Source organism: Rhodanobacter aciditrophus, from assembly GCF_042679525.1.
Lineage (GTDB): Bacteria > Pseudomonadota > Gammaproteobacteria > Pseudomonadales > Marinomonadaceae > Marinomonas > Marinomonas aciditrophus.
This window is the reverse complement of the sequence record NZ_JBHTMN010000007.1, coordinates 221,550-242,293: the sequence shown is the minus strand read 5'-3', so window position 1 is coordinate 242,293 and position 20,744 is coordinate 221,550. Positions and strand designations below refer to the sequence as shown.

Below are 20,744 nucleotides of genomic sequence, written 5' to 3'. Positions count from 1 at the left end.
AGGATTTAGAACTATGGAACAGTTACTTTGGTGGCAGTATGCCGCAATCGCAGGCATCTTCATTTGGAGTGGCTTTGTCCGCACGGGGTTGGGCTTTGGCGGTGCGGTACTGGCGTTGCCATTCTTGCTCTTGGTTCACAACGATCCTTTGGTGTTCCTACCGATTATTTCCATTCATTTGCTGGTCTTCTCAAGCTGGATCGCTTGGCGCGGTGCGCAAAAGGCTAAGGCAGAACAGCGGGCGAATGCAGCTCAAGGCCATGACACGCCCGAAGCCGAGCAGGGTAACATTGCCTGGGGCTATTTGCGTAAAGCACTGGGCATCATGATCGTGCCTAAGCTGATCGGTGTCTTTGGTTTGCTAACCTTACCCAACGACATAGTCACGGGCGTTATCTTTATCATAGTTGCGGTGTTTGCGGTGTCGTACATCTTGGCGAAGCCGTTTTACAGCAAGAACCCAATTGTCAGTACTATTTTGCTAATGATGGGAGGCTACGTTAGCGGTACGTCTCTGATTGGCGCACCTTTGATCGTATCGGTATTTGCCACCAAAGTACCCCGCCATCAACTTCGGGATACCTTGTTTGTACTGTGGTTTATCTTGGTCTGCATCAAGATGGCGTCCTTCCTGATCGCAGGTGTGGATTTGCAGTTGATCCATCAACTCTGGCTACTGCCATGTGCCTTTATCGGCCACTTGATGGGACAACACTTCCACGAGCGTATTCAAAAAGCCGAAACGCCCACCTTCTTTAAATTCATCGGCTGGGCGCTGTTGCTGGTTTGTGGGTTTGGGTTGTACTCCACGTTTGGGATGTGACTTAACCCCTCCCTAACCCTCCCCTTAAAGAAACAAGGGGAGGGAACTTGAAGCATAGCAGACTAACTCCTCCCCTTTACCAAGGGGGAGGCTGGGAGGGGGTCAGCCAGCTGGTCCACCAAATACACTATCGATTGGTACTCAATCCCCGAGTGCTCGGTTAAGCCAATCTCGCAGGTGCGGGAGTTGGAGTAGCCGACTTCACAGCCCTGTACGGCGGTTTTGAGGGTTTTCAGGGCGCTTTGGTTGAGTTCTGGTGTGGCGAAGCCCTTGTCTCCAGCAAAGCCGCAGCAGGTGATGTCTGGCGGGATGACGACTTCATCTGCCAGTTGCTCGGCCAGTTCCACGAAGGTGTGTCCCAAGCCCATGCGGGTGGTGCTACAGGTGATGTGTAAGGCCATTTTCGGCAGTTTTTGCTCAATGGATAGGTTTGCCATGACGAATTTCGATAGGAACTCGACTTGTTCGTAGAGAGCTAAAGCGGGGTCGAGGGATTCTTTCATGGTGAGCAAGCAAGGGCTGGTATCACAGACGACGGGCAGTGCGCCGTTTTGACTGGCTTCCATTAGCAAGCTATTGAGATCTTTGGCTTTTTTATCTGCTGCATCAAATTGCCCTTTGGATTGGAAGGCCATGCCGCAGCACTGGCTTTCGATGCCTTTGGGTATAATGATGTTATAGCCTGCTTTTTTGAGTACAGAGATCATGACTTCGGTGACAGGGCGTTTGTCCGATGCATTTGGCCCAGCGCCCATGACTCGGGTCGCGCAGCTTGGCATGTAGACAACGCTTGGACGTTCGTCATTCGGCTGTTTGCAATTGACTAAAGGGATGCGCTTCGGCATGGCAGCTGGGGTAGGCATTTGCGGATGCCAGTTGGGCACTAGGCCACTGGTCAGGCTGTTGGCCACCTTGGTCATGGCTTTCATTCCGCCATTCCCCACAATAGAGCGCATGCCATTTGCCACGGATAACCCTGCACGTGCGGTGTTGCTCACCCCTTCAAAATGATCAGCAATCCAATAGCCCACTTTGCTGTCCCCATAACGATCATGGCGCAGCTCTCGGCTTAGATCACCCGTGTTAATGCCCACAGGGCATTGCATGGAGCACAAACCACAGGCGGCGCAGGTGTCGACACCTTGATAAGCATACTCTTCTCGCAATTGAGCCAGACGTTGCGGAGATTCACCGGAGCGCTCAAGGCGCTGAATCTCACGCCACAAGACAATACGCTGGCGTGGGGTCAAAGTAAGATCTCGAGACGGGCAGGCATGTTCACAGAAGCCACATTCAATGCAGGTGTCTACCTTGTCATTGGCTTGAGGTAGGGGTTTTAGGTTTTCCACATGAATGTTAGCGTTGTGAGTCAAGATCACATCTGGGTTTAGTAACCCCTTAGGATCAAAGGCTTTTTTGAGCTGCCACATGATATCGTAGGCTTGTTGTCCCCATTCCAGCAGTACATAAGGGGCCATGTTGCGACCAGTGCCATGCTCTGCTTTTAAGGAGCCGTTGTACTTCACTGCCACCAGTTGGGCCACTTCATCCATTAGAGCTTCGTAACGTTTTACTTCAGCTGGATCATCAAAGCCTTGGGTAAAGACGAAGTGCAGGTTACCTTCTAATGCATGGCCAAACAGGATAGCCTCCTTGTAGCCGTACTTCTGAAAAACTGCCTGCAGCTCGGCCACGCCTTCCGCCAATTGTTCCACGGGAAACGCCACATCTTCGATGATGACGGTAGTACCCACTTTACGCACGGCCCCCACTGCTGGGAACATGCCTTTGCGAATCTTCCAATAAGTATCGTAGAGGGTCTTTTCTTGGGTAAATTCGATCTCATACAGGGCGTTCATACCCTGTAAGGCTTGGGTCACTTGGGTGACTTTTTGCTCTAGCTCTTTCGCGCTGGCACCACGCACGTCAATCAGCAACCCCGCGACGCCATCCCCTAGATCATTAAGGATCTCCGGCATGCCCGGTTTACCCGCCACCGTGCGTAAGCCCGCACGGTCGATCAGCTCGACAGCGGATACTGGAGTGCTTTTCAACACGGTCACGGCGCGGCAAGTGGCTTCCATATGGGGGAAATAAATCAGAGCAGCGGCCTTAATCGGGTGCTCCACCACCGTGTGATAGGTCACTTCGCTGATAAACCCCAAGGTGCCTTCTGAGCCGATCATCAAATGCATCAGGATCTCAAAAGGGTCTTCAAAATCGACTAAACTGTTTAAACTGTATCCTGTTGTGTTTTTAAGTCGATATTTGTGCCTTATTTTGTCCGCTAAATCGCTATTGTTTTTAACGTTTTTTGCAAGTGTGTCCAGTTCTGCCAGCAAGTCTGCATGGCTTTTAGCAAATGCTTGGCGGCTGTGCTCATCTGCAGTATCCAGTAAGGTGCCATCTTCCATAATGATGCGCATGCTTTTCACGGTGTGATAGCTGTTTTCCGCGGTACCACAGCACATGCCACTGGCGTTATTGGCCGCGATACCACCGATCATGCAAGCATTGATGGAGGCGGGGTCAGGGCCGATCTTACGCTGATAAGGGGCAAGCAACTGGTTAGCGCGGGCACCTATGATGCCCGGCTGTAGGGAAACCGCATGACCATGATCGTGAATACGATAGCCTTTCCACTGGTCTGACAGCTGAATCAGTACCGAGTCGGTCACCGCCTGACCTGACAGGCTGGTACCGCCAGCACGAAAGGTCACTGGAATATCCAGCGCTCGAGTCTGCTGTAAAACAAAACGCACTTCGTCCTCATCATGTACCCGCACCACCAACTGGGGCACCAATCGATAGAAGCTGGCATCGGTGCCATAGGCAAGGGTACGCAAGGGATCGCGAATTAAACGGTCGACATCAATGCGTTGCGCCAAAACAGAGTAAAGTGCCTGATATTGCGGTTTCATAGGGCTTTCAATCCTTTTAATCAGTTACCGTAGGCCATGGCCGGTAACCAAAGTACTAACTGGGGCCACATTACGATGATCGCCAACGCTAACAATTGCAGAATGATAAAGGGCACCACACCTTTGTAAATGTGGGACAGCTTCACATCTGGCGGGCAAACGCCTTTTAGATAGAACAGCGAGAAGCCCATAGGCGGCGTTAAGAAAGAGGTCTGCAGAGCCATCGCAACCAGCATCACAAACCACACCAATTCAGGGTTATCGATCACACCGTAGCCATTGATGTTGAGATCCAACGCAGAAATCACAGGTGCCAACAAAGGTAGCACAATTAAGGTAATCTCAATCCAGTCTAGGAAGAATCCCAACAAGAAGATGATCAAGAGCACACAAACAATGATGCCGTAATCACCAAATGGCAAAGCATGGAGCCAAGATTCAATCAGCTCATCGCCCCCTAGCTCACGTAACACCAAGGCAAAACAAGTGGCTCCAAGGAAGACCGCAAATATGTAAGCCGTAGTGTTATAGGAGCCGTGAAGCACTTCTTTGAACACTTTAAAGTTCAGCTTCTTGTTCCACCAAGCCAGCAAGGTCGCGCCAAATGCCCCCACACCAGAGGCTTCCGTGGCGGTAGCAATACCAGCAAAGATGGACCCCAGCACGGCGAAAATCAAAGCCACCGGCGGCAAGATGCTTTTGAACACATCCCAGATCACAGACCAATCGACCTTCTGCACGTTTTCTGGCAGTGGGAACATACTAGGGCGAATTACCCCCACCGCTAAGATAAAGACAATGTACATCAAGCCAAGCAAGATCCCTGGAGCCAAAGCCCCCATAAACAAATCGCCCACGGACAGCGCCAACTGATCCGCCATAATGACGAGCATGATCGACGGAGGGATCAAAATCCCTAAGGTTCCTGCGCTGGCAATGGTGCCAAGGGCTAGGGGTTTATTATAGTTTTGCGCCTGCATAGCAGGTAAAGACATCAGCCCTAGCAACACAACGGACGCCCCCACAATCCCTGTTGAGGCCGCCAAGATAATCCCAATAAGGGTCACCGTGATCGCCAAGCCACCGCGCACACGACCAAACAGCTGTTGAATCGAGTGCATCAGCTTCTCTGCCACACCGGAGCGGTCCAGCATGATGCCCATAAAGATGAACATGGGCAGGGCCACCATGACCCAGTTATCCATGACCTTGTAAATTCGGTTCACCACCAAACTCAGGGTGAGATAATCCAGCCCAGTAAAAGTATCTAAGTAGATATCAGACAAGTAACCGATGAAGGCGAATGCAACACCCACACCGCCTAAGACAAACGCCACCGGAAAGCCGGTGAACAACAAAGCAATGAAGGTAACGAACATTGCAATGACTAGAATTTCATTCATTTCCATGGGGTTAACCTCGACGCAACGCCGCAATCGTACGGATCAAACGCGCCAAACTCGCTAGGAACAAGAGCGCAAAACTCAGGGGAATCACTGACTTAATCAGCCAGCGGTAGGACAAACCAGTAGGGGATGCAGACGTTTCGCCTATGCGCCAAGCGTCATACACAAACGGCAAACTGGTATCGAACACCACGTAAATAAAGGGAAACAACAAAAACACGATGCCGAAGATTTCCCAACCGTGGCGGGCACGCTGAGACAAGGTCGCGTGAAACAAGTCCACACGAATATGGGAGTTGGTCACTTGGGCATAGGACACCCCAAACATGACGCCGATGGCGTACAAGTGCCATTGCAACTCTTCCAGCAACACCATGCCATGGTTGAAGCCGTAACGCAGAATCACCTGCGCCAAAATGACCACAATAAGCGCCACATAGGCCCACGCAAATAATCGCCCACTGGCCAATACAATTTTCTCTAAGAACATTGCAAAGGGTACAGTTGGCAAAGCGTCAGTATCAGAATGAGACACGCTACTCTCCTGCTAAATAGATCAGAAAAGCCAGTAAGTTCAGAGACTTACTGGCTGATTGCCAGATAAGGCTGAGGCTTAACGAGGTAGGAAGGCGTTGTCGCCCCACACTTTGTAGCCGTCGCGGAACTCAGATAGGTCCTGCCAAACTTTGGCAAAGAATGGGTCTTTCGCCGTTTCTTCAATGACCACTTCGTCCCATGCGGATTTGAAGGTGCTCAGCATTTCTGGGCTCCATTGCTTGATCACAACACCGCGTTTTTCAACGTTTTCTTTCATGATCGCAAATTGTTCCGCTTCCCCTTGGGCAAGAGAATCCGCCACAGAGGCTTTACAGACTTGGTTGAGTTGGGCTTGCTGGCTTTCAGACAGGTCGTTCCAAGTGTCTTTGTTGATCAACAGCTCTGCCAAAGTGGCTTGTTGGTGCCAACCTGGGAAGTAGTTGTACTTAACGATCTTGTGGAAGCCGATGTTCTTATCCACCGCAGGGATAGAGAACTCGGTGGCATCGATAGCCCCTTTCTCAAGGGCAGGGAAGATTTCAGACCCAGGTAGCAAGGACGTGGATACGCCTAGCTTCTCCATCACCTTACCGCCCAGGCCAAAGAAGCGCATGCGCAGACCTTGTAGGTCTTCTGGGGACTCGATGGGCTTAGAGAACCAACCAGATGTTTCTGGTGGCGTAATGCCACATGGCACAACATGCACGTTGTAACCCGCTTGGTCGTACATTTCTTGGTACAGCTTCAAACCGTTGCCGTAGTAAATCCAAGCTAAGTATTCAGACGCTTCTGGGCCAAATGGCACAGACGAGAAGATTGGAGACGCAGGGATTTTGCCCGCCCAGTAGCCAGACAAAGTAAAGCCCGCATTCACTTTGCCGCGGGATACAGAATCAAGAATCTCAAAAGGTGCCACCAACTTACCCGGCTCATACACCTTCATACGCAGGGTGTTGTTTGACACCAATTTCAACTGATCCGCCACTTTTAGAATGGGAGAGCCAAGGCTAGGTAAGTTCGTAGAAAACGCCACAGGCACTTTCAGCATGACTTTTTTGTCCGCCGCCAATGCCGCTTGAGGGGTAAGTGACGCCAAAGAAACCGCAACTGCTGTACTGGTAAGCAAGGTTTTAACCGTTGTATTCATGTGTCAGACCTTTGTTTGGATTTGGTTATTTTTATCGTTCTCCCATAATCGCTCGTGGCAAATTGAGGGAGTCATCCAAGATCAAATAAATTGGTAATACCAATTTACCTAATCAAAGTAGAGCAAAGATAAGAATCTGAAATAATTTTGTCAACCCGTTAAATTTACGACTTTTGTCTGCATTTTTAGCGAAAATAGTATTGGTTTTACCACTTTTATTCTTATCCACATGATTTGAAAATCGACCTTGAGTGTGTTAAAAACTCAAATATTGGTCTTACCAAATAATTAAAATCGATAAAAACCAATTAAGTAGCACACAGAAAATAGGTAGCAAAACGTGGAAAAGGGCAACTTTGGACGAGTCAAACAGCCAAAAATCTCTGACATCATCATGCAGGAGCTAGAAAGCATGATTTTGGAGGGGACGTTTAAACCGGGGCAAAAATTACCTCCGGAGCGAGAATTGGCAGAACGATTTGATGTTTCGCGGCCGTCTTTACGGGAAGCCATCCAAAAATTAGCCGCCCGAGGCGTGTTAAATTCCAAACATGGAGGCGGAACCTATGTGTCAGAAAAGCTTGGCTCTTCTTTTACTGACCCACTACAAGCCTTACTCAGTTCCCATGATGAGTTTCTCTACGATCAGCTAGAGTTTCGTGATGGATTAGAAGGGCTCTCTGCTTACTATGCGGCCATTCGTGCCACGGAAGCAGACAAAGCCATGCTCACTAAGCGTTACGATGCCTTAGTCGCCGCCAATCTAAGAGAAGATGCCAGCCAAGAATCCAAGCTGGATGCCGAATTTCACATGGCCATCGCCGAATGCGCCCACAATGTGGTGCTGCTGCACACCTTGCGCAGCTTATTTTCCACCTTGGAAAAAAGCATTTCTGAAAACCTGACAAATTTATTTGAAAAGAAGGCCGCAAGGGGCCATGTGATGGAACAACACAAAGCGCTTTATGACGCCATTATGGCGGGCAAACCAGAAGAAGCTCGCGCTGCCGTGCATTCACACCTTGTGTTTGTCGAAGATAATCTACTGAAAATGCGCCGCGAAGAGTCCCGCATTCAACGCTCTTTACGGCGCAGTGAGATGGATTAACTAGAAGTTAGCTAATATCCCTAAACGGAAAATGGCAGCTTGTGTGCTATCGTCTTCATCTGAGTCGTAATAACCACGGCCGCTTTGGAGCAGTAACTTGGCATCCAGAGAGACATTAGTGAAGTGGTAGCCCACCCCTAGAGGCACTTGGAAACCTGTAAAAGTCTCTTCATATTTGCCGTATTCATCCTTCTCTTTCCAAGTATCTCGATACAAGCCTATGCCCGTATAGCCATACCAACCAGGGGTAGCGAAGGAGGTTCCTACGAGAAAATTTGTACTCATATAGAAGGAGCTAAAGTCGCCAACATCTAATGAGCCACTGTAATAGGGAGCATCAAGTTCAAAATCAGCATCGTTAGAGAATGCCATTTCCGCTTCTACTGCGAAATTTTCCGCAAAGGAGTAACGTCCTGAAACGAATAAACCCTTGTTATTGACGGTATGATCAGAGTGATCTTGTTTGAATTCAGTTTTCACCACTTGATGGAAAAAGCCGCCACCAAGTTGAAGCTTAGACTCCGCCAACGCATTAACTGATACCGCCCCTAAAGACACCAAAAGTCCTTTTAAAACAAAATTTTTCATACGGAATATCCCTATAATCCATGTATTTTTATCACTGCACCTAGGAGCCACTTCCTGTCGCCAATCCTAAGCACATAGCCATAGTACCTAATATGATCAAACTTTCATCTGTTTTTACGATCACACCAAATCCGCAACTCGTCCCTAGGTTCTTTGGGAACCAGTAAAGACATTCTTTAAGCTCTAGAACCAAACCCCCTGCTGAATGTTGCGATGGTAACACCACCAAAGGGTGACCGCCCGAGCAATAAAGAACAGCACCATGCTCAACCAAAGACCATGGTTACCGAGTCCTTGGGTCACATACCAAAGAGGGAAGAAGACACATAACACACTGATGATCATGGTGTTTTGCATCTGTTTAACACTGGTAGTCCCGATGAAAATACCGTCTAGCATGTATGACCAAATACCCAACAGAGGGAAGGCGATCAGCCAAGGTAGGTACAGTTTGGCGTCAGCCCTAACGGATTCAACACTGGTCAGCAGGTCGATAATCAGTCCGCCAAAGACAATAAACACCAGCGACAACAATACCGCTGCGACCAGCGCCCAAGCAGTAGAAAGCTTAATCACTTTTTGGAACAGTTCGCGCTTTTTACGCCCAAGATACTCACCGCATAGGGCTTCAACAGAAAACGCAAAACCATCTAAGGCATTAGAAATAATCATCAAAAAGGTTAACAACACCGCATTGGCCGCAAGGATAGAATCCCCTTGTCGTGCTCCTTGGGCGGTAAAGAAAGTCATCACCAATAACAGTAAGATGGTCCTTACAAATAGGTAACGGTTGACCTGTACCAGCTCAATATAGGTATGCCATTTCGTGAGATCGATGAGAGGCACATGCCCTTCAAATTGTCGCAAACGCTTCGCCGCCAATACCAAGGCGAAGGCAACACCTAAATAGTGCGCCACCACGGTAGCCCATGCCACACCAACACTGGCCATATCCCAGTAGTACACGGTGACATAATCCAACACCATGTTGGCAACATTGATCATCAAGAGCATCCATAAAGGGCCTTTGGAGTACTGCACCCCAAAAAACCAACCCATTAAGGCGTAACCCGCGAGCACGGCAGGGGCGCTGTAAATTCGAGCCTCACAATAGGCCCGCGCCCATGGCTCAAGCTCCGCACTGGGAGCCATAAAGTAAATCGCCAGATCAATGATAGGGGCTTGCAACAGCACAATGAGCAAACCAATGCCAATGCCCATAGCCAGGGACTGGAGCAGCAGGGCCCGCACTTGGCGACCGTCTTCCCGACCCAAAGCTTGTGCCGTCAGACCCGTAGAGCCCATGCGTAAAAAACCAAAGGCCCAAAACAAAAAACTAAAGATGCTGGCACCAATGGCCACAGCCCCCAAATGCACTGCTGTCCCCAGATGCCCCACCACAGCGGTATCCACTAATCCGAGCAAGGGTGTGGTGATATTGGAGACCATAGGTGGCCACGCCATATGCCAAATTTTTTGGTGTAACGGCCAATCCGGCAGCAGCCGGTTTTTTAGCTGTTGAAAACTCAATCAAAGCTCCCTGTTATAAAGGTGTGATGTGCCACGCCAAAATGTGGATAACTAATTTATCCACTCATTTTCTTCAGATGACAGTAATGTGGATATTTGAATGGGTTATTCACAAAACCGATCATTTTTTCCCAATAAGCCTTGAAATTTTTATTAAATTAGGAGGTCTATGCATATTAGCGACTCATTATGAACGGTTATCCACAAATCGAACAATCGTCAAAATCACGTATCCTTTTGTATTGACATCTGGATAAGTGGTCGTTTTTTCCACAATACGCTTCAAACTGGCGGGATTTTTGCTAAAATCCGAGCCGAAAATTCTAAAGGCTTACGTATGAAAAAAACACTAAAACCCATCTTGGAAGGCCTAGCGGTCGGTCTTGTCTTCATCAGTATCACCATGCTGTTTGAAATCCCAATGTATATGAGTTTGATCATTGGTGCCTTGGCAGCCTTAGGGGGTTACCGTAACTCCATTAAAATGGACAAGGAAAAGGCTGAAAAAAACGGGCCTGTAGACAACAAAGATGACTGATCCCTTTACCCCACAATACGGTGAAGGGGATGCTACCCTACAGGCCATCGGTGGCATGGAAGGCCTAACTCAGTTGGTGAATGCCTTTTACCGCATCATGAAAGACACCCCGGCTTACCGACCGCTATTTGATATGCACCCTCAGCCTATTGATACATCCATCGATAAGTTGATCTTATTTTTACACGGCTGGATGGGAGGCGAACGTATGTACGCCAAAAAATACGGCCACATCGCCTTGCCACGGGCTCATGCTCACTTAAAAGTGGACGACAAAGAGCGCCTCATGTGGCTTAACTGCATGTCAGACGCCCTCAAAGAATGCGGTCACCCTGAGTCTCTGCGAGAGTATCTTGTCTCAGCCTTCAGCGTTCCAGCGGGACGCATCCAACAAGTTAGCCAAGCCACCCACGGCAAAGGCTAAACACAACGCCAGAGCTTCTCGAATAGAGAAAGTTTTGGCGCAATCTTCATTGTCTACCCACCACCCGCAGTAACATTTTTTAACCCATTTCCCATGCTCATCCCTGCCTTTTAACTTGTCAGTCATCCGTAAAGGCGATAATTTTTGAGAACTCTGAGTATTTATTGATCTCATTTAATAACTAAAAGAAAGGCTGTATGCATGGAACCAGCAGAGTATCGCACGCTCCCAGAGATGCTTTTCGGGATGGCAGCAGATTACCCTGAGCGTAAAGCGTTAATCAGTGACAATGGAAAAAGTCTCACCTATGGGCAACTAGTCCAGGCTACAGCCTTTATCAAAGCACACCTTGCTCAGCGAGGTATGGGAGAAGACAGCCGTGTGGCTTTGATGATGCCTCCCGGTATCACTATGGCTGCCACCACACTGAGCATGATGTCTTGCGTTATCTTGGTGCCACTGAATCCCGATAACACTCCTGATGAACTGAGCTATCTGTTTACCAAGCACGCAATTCGGTTACTAGTCACCCTCGACGATTATCCGGTTGCGGAGGATTTGCTTGCTGAACATAAGATAGAGCGCCTATCCCTTGCGCCAGGTTACCTTTGGCAATTACCAGAAGCACGACCAGTACCTTGGATCGCAGACACGCAAAGCGCGGCGCTGGTATTACATACCTCAGGCTCTACCGCCAAACCTAAGTCTGTGTGTTTAACCCATGGACAGCTCTTAGCTTCAGCCAAAAACCTCTGCCGATCATTAGCCCTAACCCCTGAGGACACCTGCCTCAGCGTTATGCCGCCGTTTCATGTGGGAGCGATTGTTGATCTATTACTGGCCCCCTTACTCGCGAAGGGCGCAGTGATTGTGGCTCCAGATCCCAAGCCGGATACCTTTTGGAAACTCGCCCACGAGTTAAAGCCCACTTGGTATCAAGGGGTTCCCACTATGCTGCAGGCGATTGTCGATACTGCCGATCAGTTTGCTCCGCCGAGTGAGATCCCATTACGTTTTATTCGCGCTGTGTCCGCCTATTTACCCAAACGCCTAGAGCAGGGCTTAAAGGCTCTGTTTGCCCTACCTATCGTACAAATTTACGGTATGACCGAAGCCGCAGGAGTCATCACGAGTAACCCCCTCTCAATGCAAAAAGAAGGCAGTGTGGGAATCCCCGTTGGCCCCCAAATTAAAGTCGTGGTGAACCACCAAGAGGTGGGAGCAAACACACCTGGGGAGATCCTCATACGTGGGGATTCGATTATTCAAGCCTACGATGAGAATGATGAGATCAATGACAACAGCTTCTTGGATGGTTGGTTTAAAACGGGAGATGAAGGCTATTTTGACGAGGAAGGTTATTTCTTTTTAACGGGGCGCATAAAAGAAATCATCAACCAAGGGGGCGAGAAAATCTCCCCTCTGGAGATCGACCAATGTGTACTCAATTATGGTGGTGTGAAACAAGCTGCATCCTTTTCTTTGCCCCATGAGACCCTTGGAGAAGAGGTTGCTTTAGCGGTTGTCACCCAAGGCAGAGCCCTTGATGTGGATGGGCTCAGAGACCACCTCAAGCGGCATTTATCTGATTTTAAATGTCCAAGACGGATTTACCAGTTAGAGCAACTCCCCATGGCCAAAGGGGGCAAATTGAAGCGCCATGAACTGGCAGGCTTGGTTCAAGCGAAGCAGCTTCTACCCCTGACCCAGAAGAGCCTTCCCACCACAGCTCTAGGCAAGCTTGTACTGTCCGAGTGGCAAAAAGTCATCAAGCAAAAAGAGATCTATAACGAAGACGACTTCTTTGATCTGGGTGGGGACTCCCTTAGTGCTGCAACTCTGATGGCCGCCATGGAACAGCGTTTTGAAGTGCAAATCCCTACCTATGAGCTCCTCGACCATCCTACTCTGGGGCAGTTTATCCAACGAATGGAAAGCCTAATCGGTCATGAGTCGTCCGCTCCTATTCAAACAACGGACTCAACCAGCACTGGGGTAATGTCTAGCCCCCTTGGCGGACGCCTAGAATATGACTTACAAAAGATCGTAGAAGGTTGGGGCGGTGAGCGCCAACGACCAGAAGCCTTAATTGTGGGCTTTCATACCCAAGGGACACTGCCCCCATTGTATTGGTGCTGCCAAGGTCGTGATGAGCTACTTCCCCTAGTGGAATTAATGGGTGTAGAACGGCCAATCTATGCCATGCGCTCCCTGAGTCAATTGGTCAAACGGCCACAACGGGATAACCCAGCCCTAGCGGCCCGTTACGTGGATGAAATACTCCAACTCCAGCCAGAAGGCCCCTATTATGTGGGAGGCTTCAGTGAAGGGGGCCGCATTGCCCACCATATTGCAGACAGACTGGAGGCATTAGGGCATACGGTGCAGCTCCTATGCTTGTACGACACCATTATTGATCAGCCATACCATGGCAAGGTGTCCGCCCATCATTGCTTAACCGGGCATCACAGTCCTTATGGTCGGTTTAATCTGCCAGAACGGGGCATTCAATACCTGTATCAGGGAGACCTGTCCCTATACTCATACGATTGCCGCCATTCAGACTGCATGGCAGACGCACCACTGCAGCGGTTTTGCCAAGATTTAACCTATGAACTCGAGCAAGCCCGCCATGGTAAAGCCTCGGTACAACATGTCCCTACGCACTTTGCAGGACATCCAGATCAAGCCCAATACGCCCGAGACATATCCGTGTCGGTGCCAAGATTCATGACCTGTCATGCCCAATATACGGCCCATGTACGCCTCAAAAACCGCAGTACTCTTACTTGGCCAACCACACCAAACAGCGGCGTCACCTTATCAGCCAAATGGTACAACTTAAAACAAGGCTTAAAGTCCGCAAAACCGGGCTTTTTGGAATTCACTCAACCACTGCCTCCAAAGCAAGCGACGAGCTTACAGCTACACTTAAAAGCACCGCCGACAGCAGGACTAAGATGGCTGGAGATCGATTTATTTGAAGAAGGTGTTGGCTGGCTGACACCGAATAGAACTGCGACCCTACGCAAGCTGGTATGGGTACGTAACGGATAACAAGACGAAAAAGAATTTAACAAGGATACCTAGGAGCATCATTCTATGCACAGTCGACAGAACAACCCTTTCTTTATCAAGCTATCGGAGCAGATCAAATCCCTAGGGGGTGTCTTTAATGCCCATTTGCATCTAGACCGGGTGTACACCTTGGATGACCAGTACATGGTGAGTAGCCAACATCGTATCTTGCAGAACTCCCATATTTCTCTGCACAAAAAACATAGCCTGATCACCTCCCTCCACGAAGGCCCTGCGTACGAGCCAGAAGACTTTAAACGCCGGGTTAACCTATGCTTAGACGGCATGGTGGCCACAAATACCTTTCGCGCCGACACCATGGTGGACGTGACCGCGGACCGTGTGGGCTTAAGTGCCTTACAAATGATGCGTGAGATCAAACAAGCCCGCGCGTCAGAGATCGACCTACAGCTGGCCGCCTATTCCCCATTAGGCTTCAAAGATGACGAGCCTGAGCGCTGGGAGCTATTCAAAGAAGGGGTCGCTTTGGCGGATTTTATCGGTTGCTTGCCTGAGGCAGACGACGTGGACGATTACCCTGACCACATTGGCTTTATGGAGCACTGCCGCCGCATGTTAGAGCTGGCTAAGGAGCACGGCAAAGCGCTCCATGTGCACACGGATCAACGTAACGAACCCAGTGAAGACGGCACCGAGCGCTTAGTGGAAGCGGTTCGACAGTATGGGGCACCGAAATCAGACAACGGCGAGCCCATGGTTTGGGCGGTGCACATGATTTCTCCTTCAACCTACGACGAGGCGCGTTTTGATGCCCTGGTTGAAGGTTTACTAGAGTGCAATATTGGCGTCATTTGCTGCCCATCCGCCGCTGTGGGTATGCGCCAGATTCGTCCACTTATGACTCCCACTTACAACTCTATCCCTCGGGTATTAGAGATGGCTGAGCGCGGTGTGCATATTCGTCTGGCCTCGGACAATATTGCCGATATTTGTTCTCCATCTACCACCGAAGACCTACTCGATGAAGTATTCGTCTTATCTGCCGCGATCCGTTTCTACGATACAGAGATATTGGCCAAGCTGGCCCATGGGGCACCACTGGATGACGCCTCCCGTGCTGTGATTCGAGAACACCTACAGAAGAACCAAGGGGAAACCGACAAGCTACTGAAAAAGCTGGCCGCTCGGGCGTAAACATGTTTTTAACCAAGCTGTTTCGCCGTAATCCCAGTGTAAAGGCCGCTCCCACTCCTGCGGCTACATTCGACCCAGGGTTTGTGTTTGACCCTTTGTCGGATGACTTTATTACCAACCCTTATCCCATACTGGCTCATCTTAGGGAGCACGCCCCCGTGCACCGCTGTGTCACTGGGGCTTGGGTGTTAACCCGTTATGAAGACGTGCTCGCGGCACTGTCAGACAAGCGCTTAAGCAATGCACCCGCCCCTTATGCAGTGGTCAATCAGCGTAATGCCGACCGTTATGTCTGCGCCCAAGTGGCCAATAATATTCTGCCTTTTTTAGATGGGGAGCTGCATCAGCGGATTCGCTTTGTCTTGGGACGCAGCTTCTTCAAGGCCATTAAAGACTTTCAAGGGGAATCCGGCAAAGCGCAGTTAGAGCGCCTTGCCCTAGACATCCTAACGCCCCTGTTAAAGCAGCCAGAATTTGACGTGATTCACGACTTTGGTACCCCTTTTTCGGGGCGGGTGATGTGTCAATGTATGGGGTTTGACGAACAGGATCTGCCGAAGTTGGCTCAATGGAGTGAGATGTTCCTCTACCTGTTTTCTGTGATGCCCAGTGAAGACATCCGCGCACAGGTGGATCAAGCGCTAACCGAATTTAGGCTCTACCTTAAAAAGGTGCTTGAGCAAAAGCGCCGCCACCCAGCAGATGACTGGATCTCCGCCTTATTGGCGGATAATCAAGAGGCCACAACACCCTTAACCGACTCGGAATTAATTGACGCCTTTATGTTGTTTTTTGCCGATGGGTTAGAGAATGTCGACCGCTTTCTCGGTACGGTTTTCAAACTGCTCTTTGAACAACCGGAGCAGTTAGCCTTGGTGAAAGCAGATCACAGCTTAATTGGGGATTTGGTGGATGAGTGCCTGCGTTATGATCCCCCCGCCCAGTTCATTGGCCGTATCGCAACGGAAGACATCACCTTACATGGACACACTATCAAGGCCCACTCTGCGGTCTTTCTCATGCTTGGGTCCGCTAATCGCGACCCGCAACAGTACTTAGAAGCGGATACCTTCGATCTAAACCATGGCTATAAGAACACCCTAGAATTCGGCCGTGGGCATCATTCTTGTTTTGGCAAAAACCTAGTGAGATACCAGATGATCGAAGCGGTTCGAGTCATTTTATCCCAATGTCCAGAACTCACATTGGCTCAACAGAGCTTTCAATGGGAGAAGAGACTGGCCCATCGTTGGCTAACTCACTGCGCCCTCGCTCCAAATCACCCAAGGTGACCCAATCCCCTAGCGTCGTTTCGTCACTTCGATGCCCAAACGCTTCCCTAAGCGAACTAAATTAGCACGATCCATACCCAGTGATCGTGCAGCTTGCGCCCAATTCAGACCCGCCTGATCCAACGCCTGCTGGATCGTCTGACGTTGAAAATTCTCTGTCGCCTGTTTTAGGTCTTGGATCCCACCTGTATCTAATGCTGCACTACCAGACAATGTTTGGGATGGTTCTTCTGGCTCTTTTGGTAACTCAAACGCATCCACAAAACCTGTGAGATGCTTGGGTTCAATTCTTGTAATCCCTTGATTGGTATTACTTTTTGCCAAGAGCGCCGCTCGAGATAAGACATGCTCTAACTCGCGGACATTACCCGGCCAAGGATACGCTTTCAGCCAATCACTGGCTTGGGGAGAAAGCGTTAATTGCTGCAACCCAAACTTTCGACGCAACTGTTCCGCGAAGAAGCCGGCCAACAAGAGGACATCCCCATTGCGTTCGCGCAGTGGGGGCACGGCAATTGGAAACACACTTAAACGATGATAAAGATCGGCACGAAAGCGCTTTTCGGCCACTTCTTGCTTCAGGTCTCGATTGGTCGCAGCGATAATACGCACGTCCACGTATTCGATCTTATCCTTACCAACAGCCTGAATTTCTTGGTTTTGAATCGCCCGCAAAAGACTGCCTTGCGCTTCTAATGGCAATTCACCGACCTCATCCAAAAACAGAGTGCCTCCATGGGCCAAGGTAAACTTACCTACGCGGTCACGATCCGCACCGGTAAACGCCCCTTTCACATGACCAAACAATTCACTCTCAATCAAATTTTCAGGAATGGCGGCGCAGTTAACATACACCATGGGGGCCTGAGCTCGTTTGGAAGCTCGGTGGAGAGTGCGCGCCACCAGCTCCTTACCAACGCCCGTCTCACCTTCAATCAACACTGCTAAATCAGCAGGCGCGACCAGCTCCAAATGCTGCTTTAACGTTTGCATCGTTTGGCTTTCGCCGATCATGTCCATTGCATCTTTGTTCAACGCTTCTTCATTAAGCTCTACAAGCAGTTCTTCCGCGTGTTTCGACTTGGTTTCCAACCGAGCCAGCAACATAGCCGTATTTAAGCTCATTGCAGCCATGGTGCCGACAATTTCCAAGGCACGGGAGTCAATCGAGTCAAACGCACCAGGCGTCATACTGTCGAGGGTCACTACCCCAAGCATAGTGCCTTGAACGTACAAAGGAATGCCCATGCAGGCATGGACAGGCAGACCATCATCAAAGCCAGACACCATGCCATCGTATGGATCAGGCAAGTGACAGCCTGTAGGAAAGCGCACGGGCTGGTATGCAGCACAGATTTCAGTAAAACGCGGGTGCTCACGGATGGTAAAACGACGCCCCATGACATCGTCCATCAAACCTTGCTGAGCCAGTGGCAGTAGTTGATCACCTTTGCGCTCCAGTAACACCACCGCATCACACTCCACAGTTGCACGAATGGCATGAATAAGTCGTTCAAAACGATCTTCTAGGGTCACAGCACTGGCTAAATCTAGGGCAAAACGCAGCAGAGCGTCAGTAGAAATCATGCCTTCAGTCTCATTTATTCAATATGGGTCATTATGACTCGAAGACATAAAAATGACATTCTTTAAAACATGTCATTTTGACCTAAATCAGTTTGGATAAAAATTTAACTATATGTTTATTAAGGATTTTTATTCTTGGCATCCATTTCGCTATAAGCAGGACAACCGACTTAAATCACCGAGTCAAACACACCTAAAACTCATCATGGAGACATTAAATGCTTTCTCAAACTCACATCGATACCGTCAAGGCGACCATCCCTGTTCTAGCATCCGCTGGCACCGCCATTACTGAACACTTTTACAATCGCATGTTTACCCATAACCCTGAGCTAAAAGATGTGTTTAACATGTCGCACCAAGCGACGGGGCGCCAGCCTGCCGCACTGTTTGAGGCTATTGCGGCCTACGCAACCCATATCGATAACCTAGAAGTGCTCACTGGTGCAGTGATGCGCATCGCCCACAAACATACTAGCTTCAATATTCAAGCCAACCAATACGCCATCGTTGGCCATCACCTAATTGAAACACTACGGGAACTACTAGGTGACGCCTTCACCCCAGACATTGAAGCAGCGTGGAGCGCGGCCTACCAGCAACTGGCGGACATTTTTATCCAAATCGAAGGGAATCTGTACAAAGCCAATGCTGCAAAGAATGGTGGCTGGGAAGGCTTCCGCACATTCCGCGTAGCCAAGAAGCAAGCTGAATCTGAATTGGTCACAAGCTTTACCTTTGTACCTGTTGACGGTGGCAATGTAGTGGACTTCCAGCCTGGTCAATACCTAGGTATCAAGGTTCACCCGACCAATCATGAGTTTGATGAAATCCGCCAATACAGTCTTTCGACAGCCGCCAATGGTCAGAGCTATCGTATCAGCGTCAAACGCGAGCTAGGGGAAGTAAAAAATGGTGTAGTTTCCAACTATCTACACGACTGCATAGAAGAGGGTGATGAAGTAGAGTTGATGCCACCTGCAGGTGATTTCCACTACCAAGAGCGGGAGCGCCCAGTGGTACTGATCTCAGCAGGAGTGGGCTTAACACCAATGAATGCCATACTCGACACACTTTCAGCTCAAGGTCATCAAAACCCAATTTTCTATCTGCACGCGTGTCGTAACCTCCAGCAGCACTCGTTCGCAAAACATGTGGCAGGCCTAACTCAAACACTTAATCTAACTCACTACACTTGGTTAGAAAACGGGGCGCCAGAAAACGCAGAGCGTGTCTTCGCAGGACAAATGCAACTAGCACAAGTGGCTGAAATATTGCCGTTAACTGAAGGGGATTTTTACTTATGTGGTCCAGTGGGCTTTATGATGTTTATCAAAGAGCAGCTGCTTAGCCTTGGGGTTAGCGATGACCGTATCCATTACGAAGTCTTTGGCCCACACCAGAACTTTTAAACACACCTCCCCCTTACCAAGGAGGAGGCTGGGAGGGGGTTAACTCTGCTTAAAGGGCAATAGCTCGTGGGTATCTTGATGGTACTCACGGACCGCTTCAGCTTCTTCTTTGCAGAAGTGGCCGATGGCGTCGCGAAAGTTTGGATTGGCAATGTAATGCACGCTATGGCTGAAAACAGGCTCAAACCCTCGGGCGATTTTGTGTTCCCCTTGGGTACCCGGATCAAAATGCTGTAACCCTTTTTCGATACAGAATTCGATTCCTTGGTAATAGCAGGCTTCAAAGTGCAGGCAGTCAAATTCTTCGATACAGCCCCAATAACGGCCATAAAGTGAATGATCGTCGAAGAAACACCAGGAAGCCCCCATAGGCTTATCGTCTTTATAAGCCAAGACCAGCAAGATCTGATCCCCCATGGTGGAGACCAACTGCTGGAAGAAAGCTTCGCTGAGGTAACCCATCTGTCCCCGTTTCGCATAGGTGCTTTGATAGCACCCATAGAAAAAGTGCACGTCTTCTTCGGTCAGGTCAGATCCGAGCTTACGGACCAGATGTAGCCCCTGCTGGGTGATCTTGTCTCGTTCTTTTCGGGCACTTTTACGCTTACGGCTAGAGAAATGACTAAAGTAGTCCTCCATGGACTGGTAGCCCTTGTTAAACCAATGAAATTGGCAAGACACCCGATGGAGGTATTCGTCCGATTCAGACAGATGCTTTGCCAAATGCTCACGACAGAACAACAGGTGCCAACTGGAGAATTCCCGCTCATGGTTTGCCTGTGTCAGGAGCGGCGCCAGAGCAGCGTAGAGCGCCACGTATTCTTCAGAGTGTCCGGTCGGGTCAAGGTGGGTAAATAATCTTGGTCCAGTAACCGGCGAATAGGGCACTGCCCAAATCCGCTTAGGGTAATACTGGTAACCATAACGTTGATAAGCGTCTGCCCAAGACCAATCGAAAACAAACTCCCCTTGAGAGTGGGTTTTAAGAAAGGTCGGGGCAATCGCGAGGGGCGTGTCATCGTCGTCCATCACCAGCAGGTATTCTGGATACCAGCCGGTGCCATCCCCAAGACAGTCATGCTGCTCTAAGGCTTGGTAAAAGGCGTATTGCGCAAACGGATACTGGGTGTCACCGATGGCGTCTTGCCAACGTGCAGGGCCAATATCGGCCACGGATGCGAACCATTGCGCTTTCATA

17 protein-coding genes are annotated in these 20,744 nt (G+C 49.6%); 9 read left to right on the top strand and 8 right to left on the bottom strand.

What is annotated here, in order from left to right; all coding sequences use genetic code 11:
* Window positions 1–13 precede the first annotated feature (13 nt).
* Window positions 14–823, top strand: coding sequence for a TSUP family transporter (locus tag ACFQ45_RS06470; protein WP_377366178.1), 810 nt, complete (start codon window positions 14–16; stop codon window positions 821–823).
* 62 nt (window positions 824–885) lie between these two features.
* On the opposite strand, the gene ACFQ45_RS06465 is transcribed toward ACFQ45_RS06470, so the two are convergent.
* From ACFQ45_RS06465 to ACFQ45_RS06450, 4 genes are all read right to left on the bottom strand, one after another.
* On the bottom strand, window positions 886–3,744 hold the full coding sequence (locus ACFQ45_RS06465) for an FAD-binding and (Fe-S)-binding domain-containing protein (protein ID WP_377366177.1): 2,859 nt from the start codon (window positions 3,742–3,744) through the stop codon (window positions 886–888).
* A gap of 20 nt (window positions 3,745–3,764) precedes the next feature.
* Complete coding sequence (locus ACFQ45_RS06460; RefSeq protein ID WP_377366176.1) at window positions 3,765–5,153, bottom strand: TRAP transporter large permease; 1,389 nt, start codon at window positions 5,151–5,153, stop codon at window positions 3,765–3,767.
* Window positions 5,154–5,157: 4 nt separating this feature from the next.
* Entirely contained in the window at window positions 5,158–5,685 is a 528-nt protein-coding gene (locus tag ACFQ45_RS06455; protein ID WP_377366175.1) for a TRAP transporter small permease subunit, read from the bottom strand.
* Window positions 5,686–5,763: 78 nt separating this feature from the next.
* Window positions 5,764–6,834, bottom strand: coding sequence for a TRAP transporter substrate-binding protein (locus ACFQ45_RS06450; RefSeq protein ID WP_377366174.1), 1,071 nt, complete (start codon window positions 6,832–6,834; stop codon window positions 5,764–5,766).
* A gap of 340 nt (window positions 6,835–7,174) precedes the next feature.
* Here ACFQ45_RS06450 and ACFQ45_RS06445 point away from each other — a divergent pair, with 340 nt between their 5' ends.
* Window positions 7,175–7,942, top strand: a complete 768-nt coding sequence (locus ACFQ45_RS06445) for a GntR family transcriptional regulator (protein WP_377366173.1) — start codon at window positions 7,175–7,177, stop codon at window positions 7,940–7,942.
* Here the strand turns inward: ACFQ45_RS06445 and ACFQ45_RS06440 are convergent, their stop codons facing one another.
* Complete coding sequence (locus ACFQ45_RS06440; protein WP_377366172.1) at window positions 7,943–8,530, bottom strand: outer membrane beta-barrel protein; 588 nt, start codon at window positions 8,528–8,530, stop codon at window positions 7,943–7,945. It abuts the gene before it with no gap.
* Window positions 8,531–8,713: 183 nt separating this feature from the next.
* On the bottom strand, window positions 8,714–9,994 hold the full coding sequence (locus ACFQ45_RS06435; RefSeq protein WP_377366171.1) for an MATE family efflux transporter: 1,281 nt from the start codon (window positions 9,992–9,994) through the stop codon (window positions 8,714–8,716).
* On the opposite strand from ACFQ45_RS06435, the gene ACFQ45_RS06430 reads away from it, so the two are divergent.
* The 6 genes from ACFQ45_RS06430 to ACFQ45_RS06405 all read left to right on the top strand — a co-directional run bounded on the left by ACFQ45_RS06430 (window position 9,982) and on the right by ACFQ45_RS06405 (window position 16,547).
* Window positions 9,982–10,317, top strand: a complete 336-nt coding sequence (locus tag ACFQ45_RS06430) for a hypothetical protein (protein ID WP_377366170.1) — start codon at window positions 9,982–9,984, stop codon at window positions 10,315–10,317. The genes ACFQ45_RS06435 and ACFQ45_RS06430 overlap by 13 nt on opposite strands.
* An 80-nt stretch (window positions 10,318–10,397) precedes the next feature.
* Entirely contained in the window at window positions 10,398–10,598 is a 201-nt protein-coding gene (locus ACFQ45_RS06425; protein ID WP_377366169.1) for a hypothetical protein, read from the top strand.
* Window positions 10,591–11,022: a group II truncated hemoglobin gene (locus tag ACFQ45_RS06420; protein WP_377366168.1), complete on the top strand. Its 432-nt coding sequence runs from the start codon at window positions 10,591–10,593 to the stop codon at window positions 11,020–11,022. Before ACFQ45_RS06425 ends, ACFQ45_RS06420 begins: the two co-directional genes overlap by 8 nt.
* Before the next feature lie 201 nt (window positions 11,023–11,223).
* The gene (locus ACFQ45_RS06415) at window positions 11,224–14,079 is read left to right on the top strand and encodes an AMP-binding protein (protein ID WP_377366167.1); all 2,856 of its coding nucleotides are present in this window, start codon (window positions 11,224–11,226) and stop codon (window positions 14,077–14,079) included.
* Between the two features lie 45 nt (window positions 14,080–14,124).
* On the top strand, window positions 14,125–15,255 hold the full coding sequence (locus tag ACFQ45_RS06410; RefSeq protein WP_377366166.1) for an amidohydrolase family protein: 1,131 nt from the start codon (window positions 14,125–14,127) through the stop codon (window positions 15,253–15,255).
* 2 nt (window positions 15,256–15,257) lie between these two features.
* The gene (locus ACFQ45_RS06405; RefSeq protein WP_377366165.1) at window positions 15,258–16,547 is read left to right on the top strand and encodes a cytochrome P450; all 1,290 of its coding nucleotides are present in this window, start codon (window positions 15,258–15,260) and stop codon (window positions 16,545–16,547) included.
* A 9-nt stretch (window positions 16,548–16,556) separates the two neighbouring features.
* Here ACFQ45_RS06405 and norR read toward each other — a convergent pair whose 3' ends face one another.
* Window positions 16,557–18,134, bottom strand: a complete 1,578-nt coding sequence (gene norR, locus ACFQ45_RS06400; protein WP_377366164.1) for a nitric oxide reductase transcriptional regulator NorR — start codon at window positions 18,132–18,134, stop codon at window positions 16,557–16,559.
* A gap of 218 nt (window positions 18,135–18,352) precedes the next feature.
* Between norR and hmpA the strand changes: the two genes are divergently transcribed.
* Window positions 18,353–19,546, top strand: a complete 1,194-nt coding sequence (gene hmpA, locus ACFQ45_RS06395) for an NO-inducible flavohemoprotein (protein ID WP_377366163.1) — start codon at window positions 18,353–18,355, stop codon at window positions 19,544–19,546.
* A gap of 39 nt (window positions 19,547–19,585) precedes the next feature.
* Here hmpA and ACFQ45_RS06390 read toward each other — a convergent pair whose 3' ends face one another.
* The gene (locus tag ACFQ45_RS06390) at window positions 19,586–20,743 is read right to left on the bottom strand and encodes a GNAT family N-acetyltransferase (protein ID WP_377366162.1); all 1,158 of its coding nucleotides are present in this window, start codon (window positions 20,741–20,743) and stop codon (window positions 19,586–19,588) included.
* Window position 20,744: the final 1 nt, after the last annotated feature.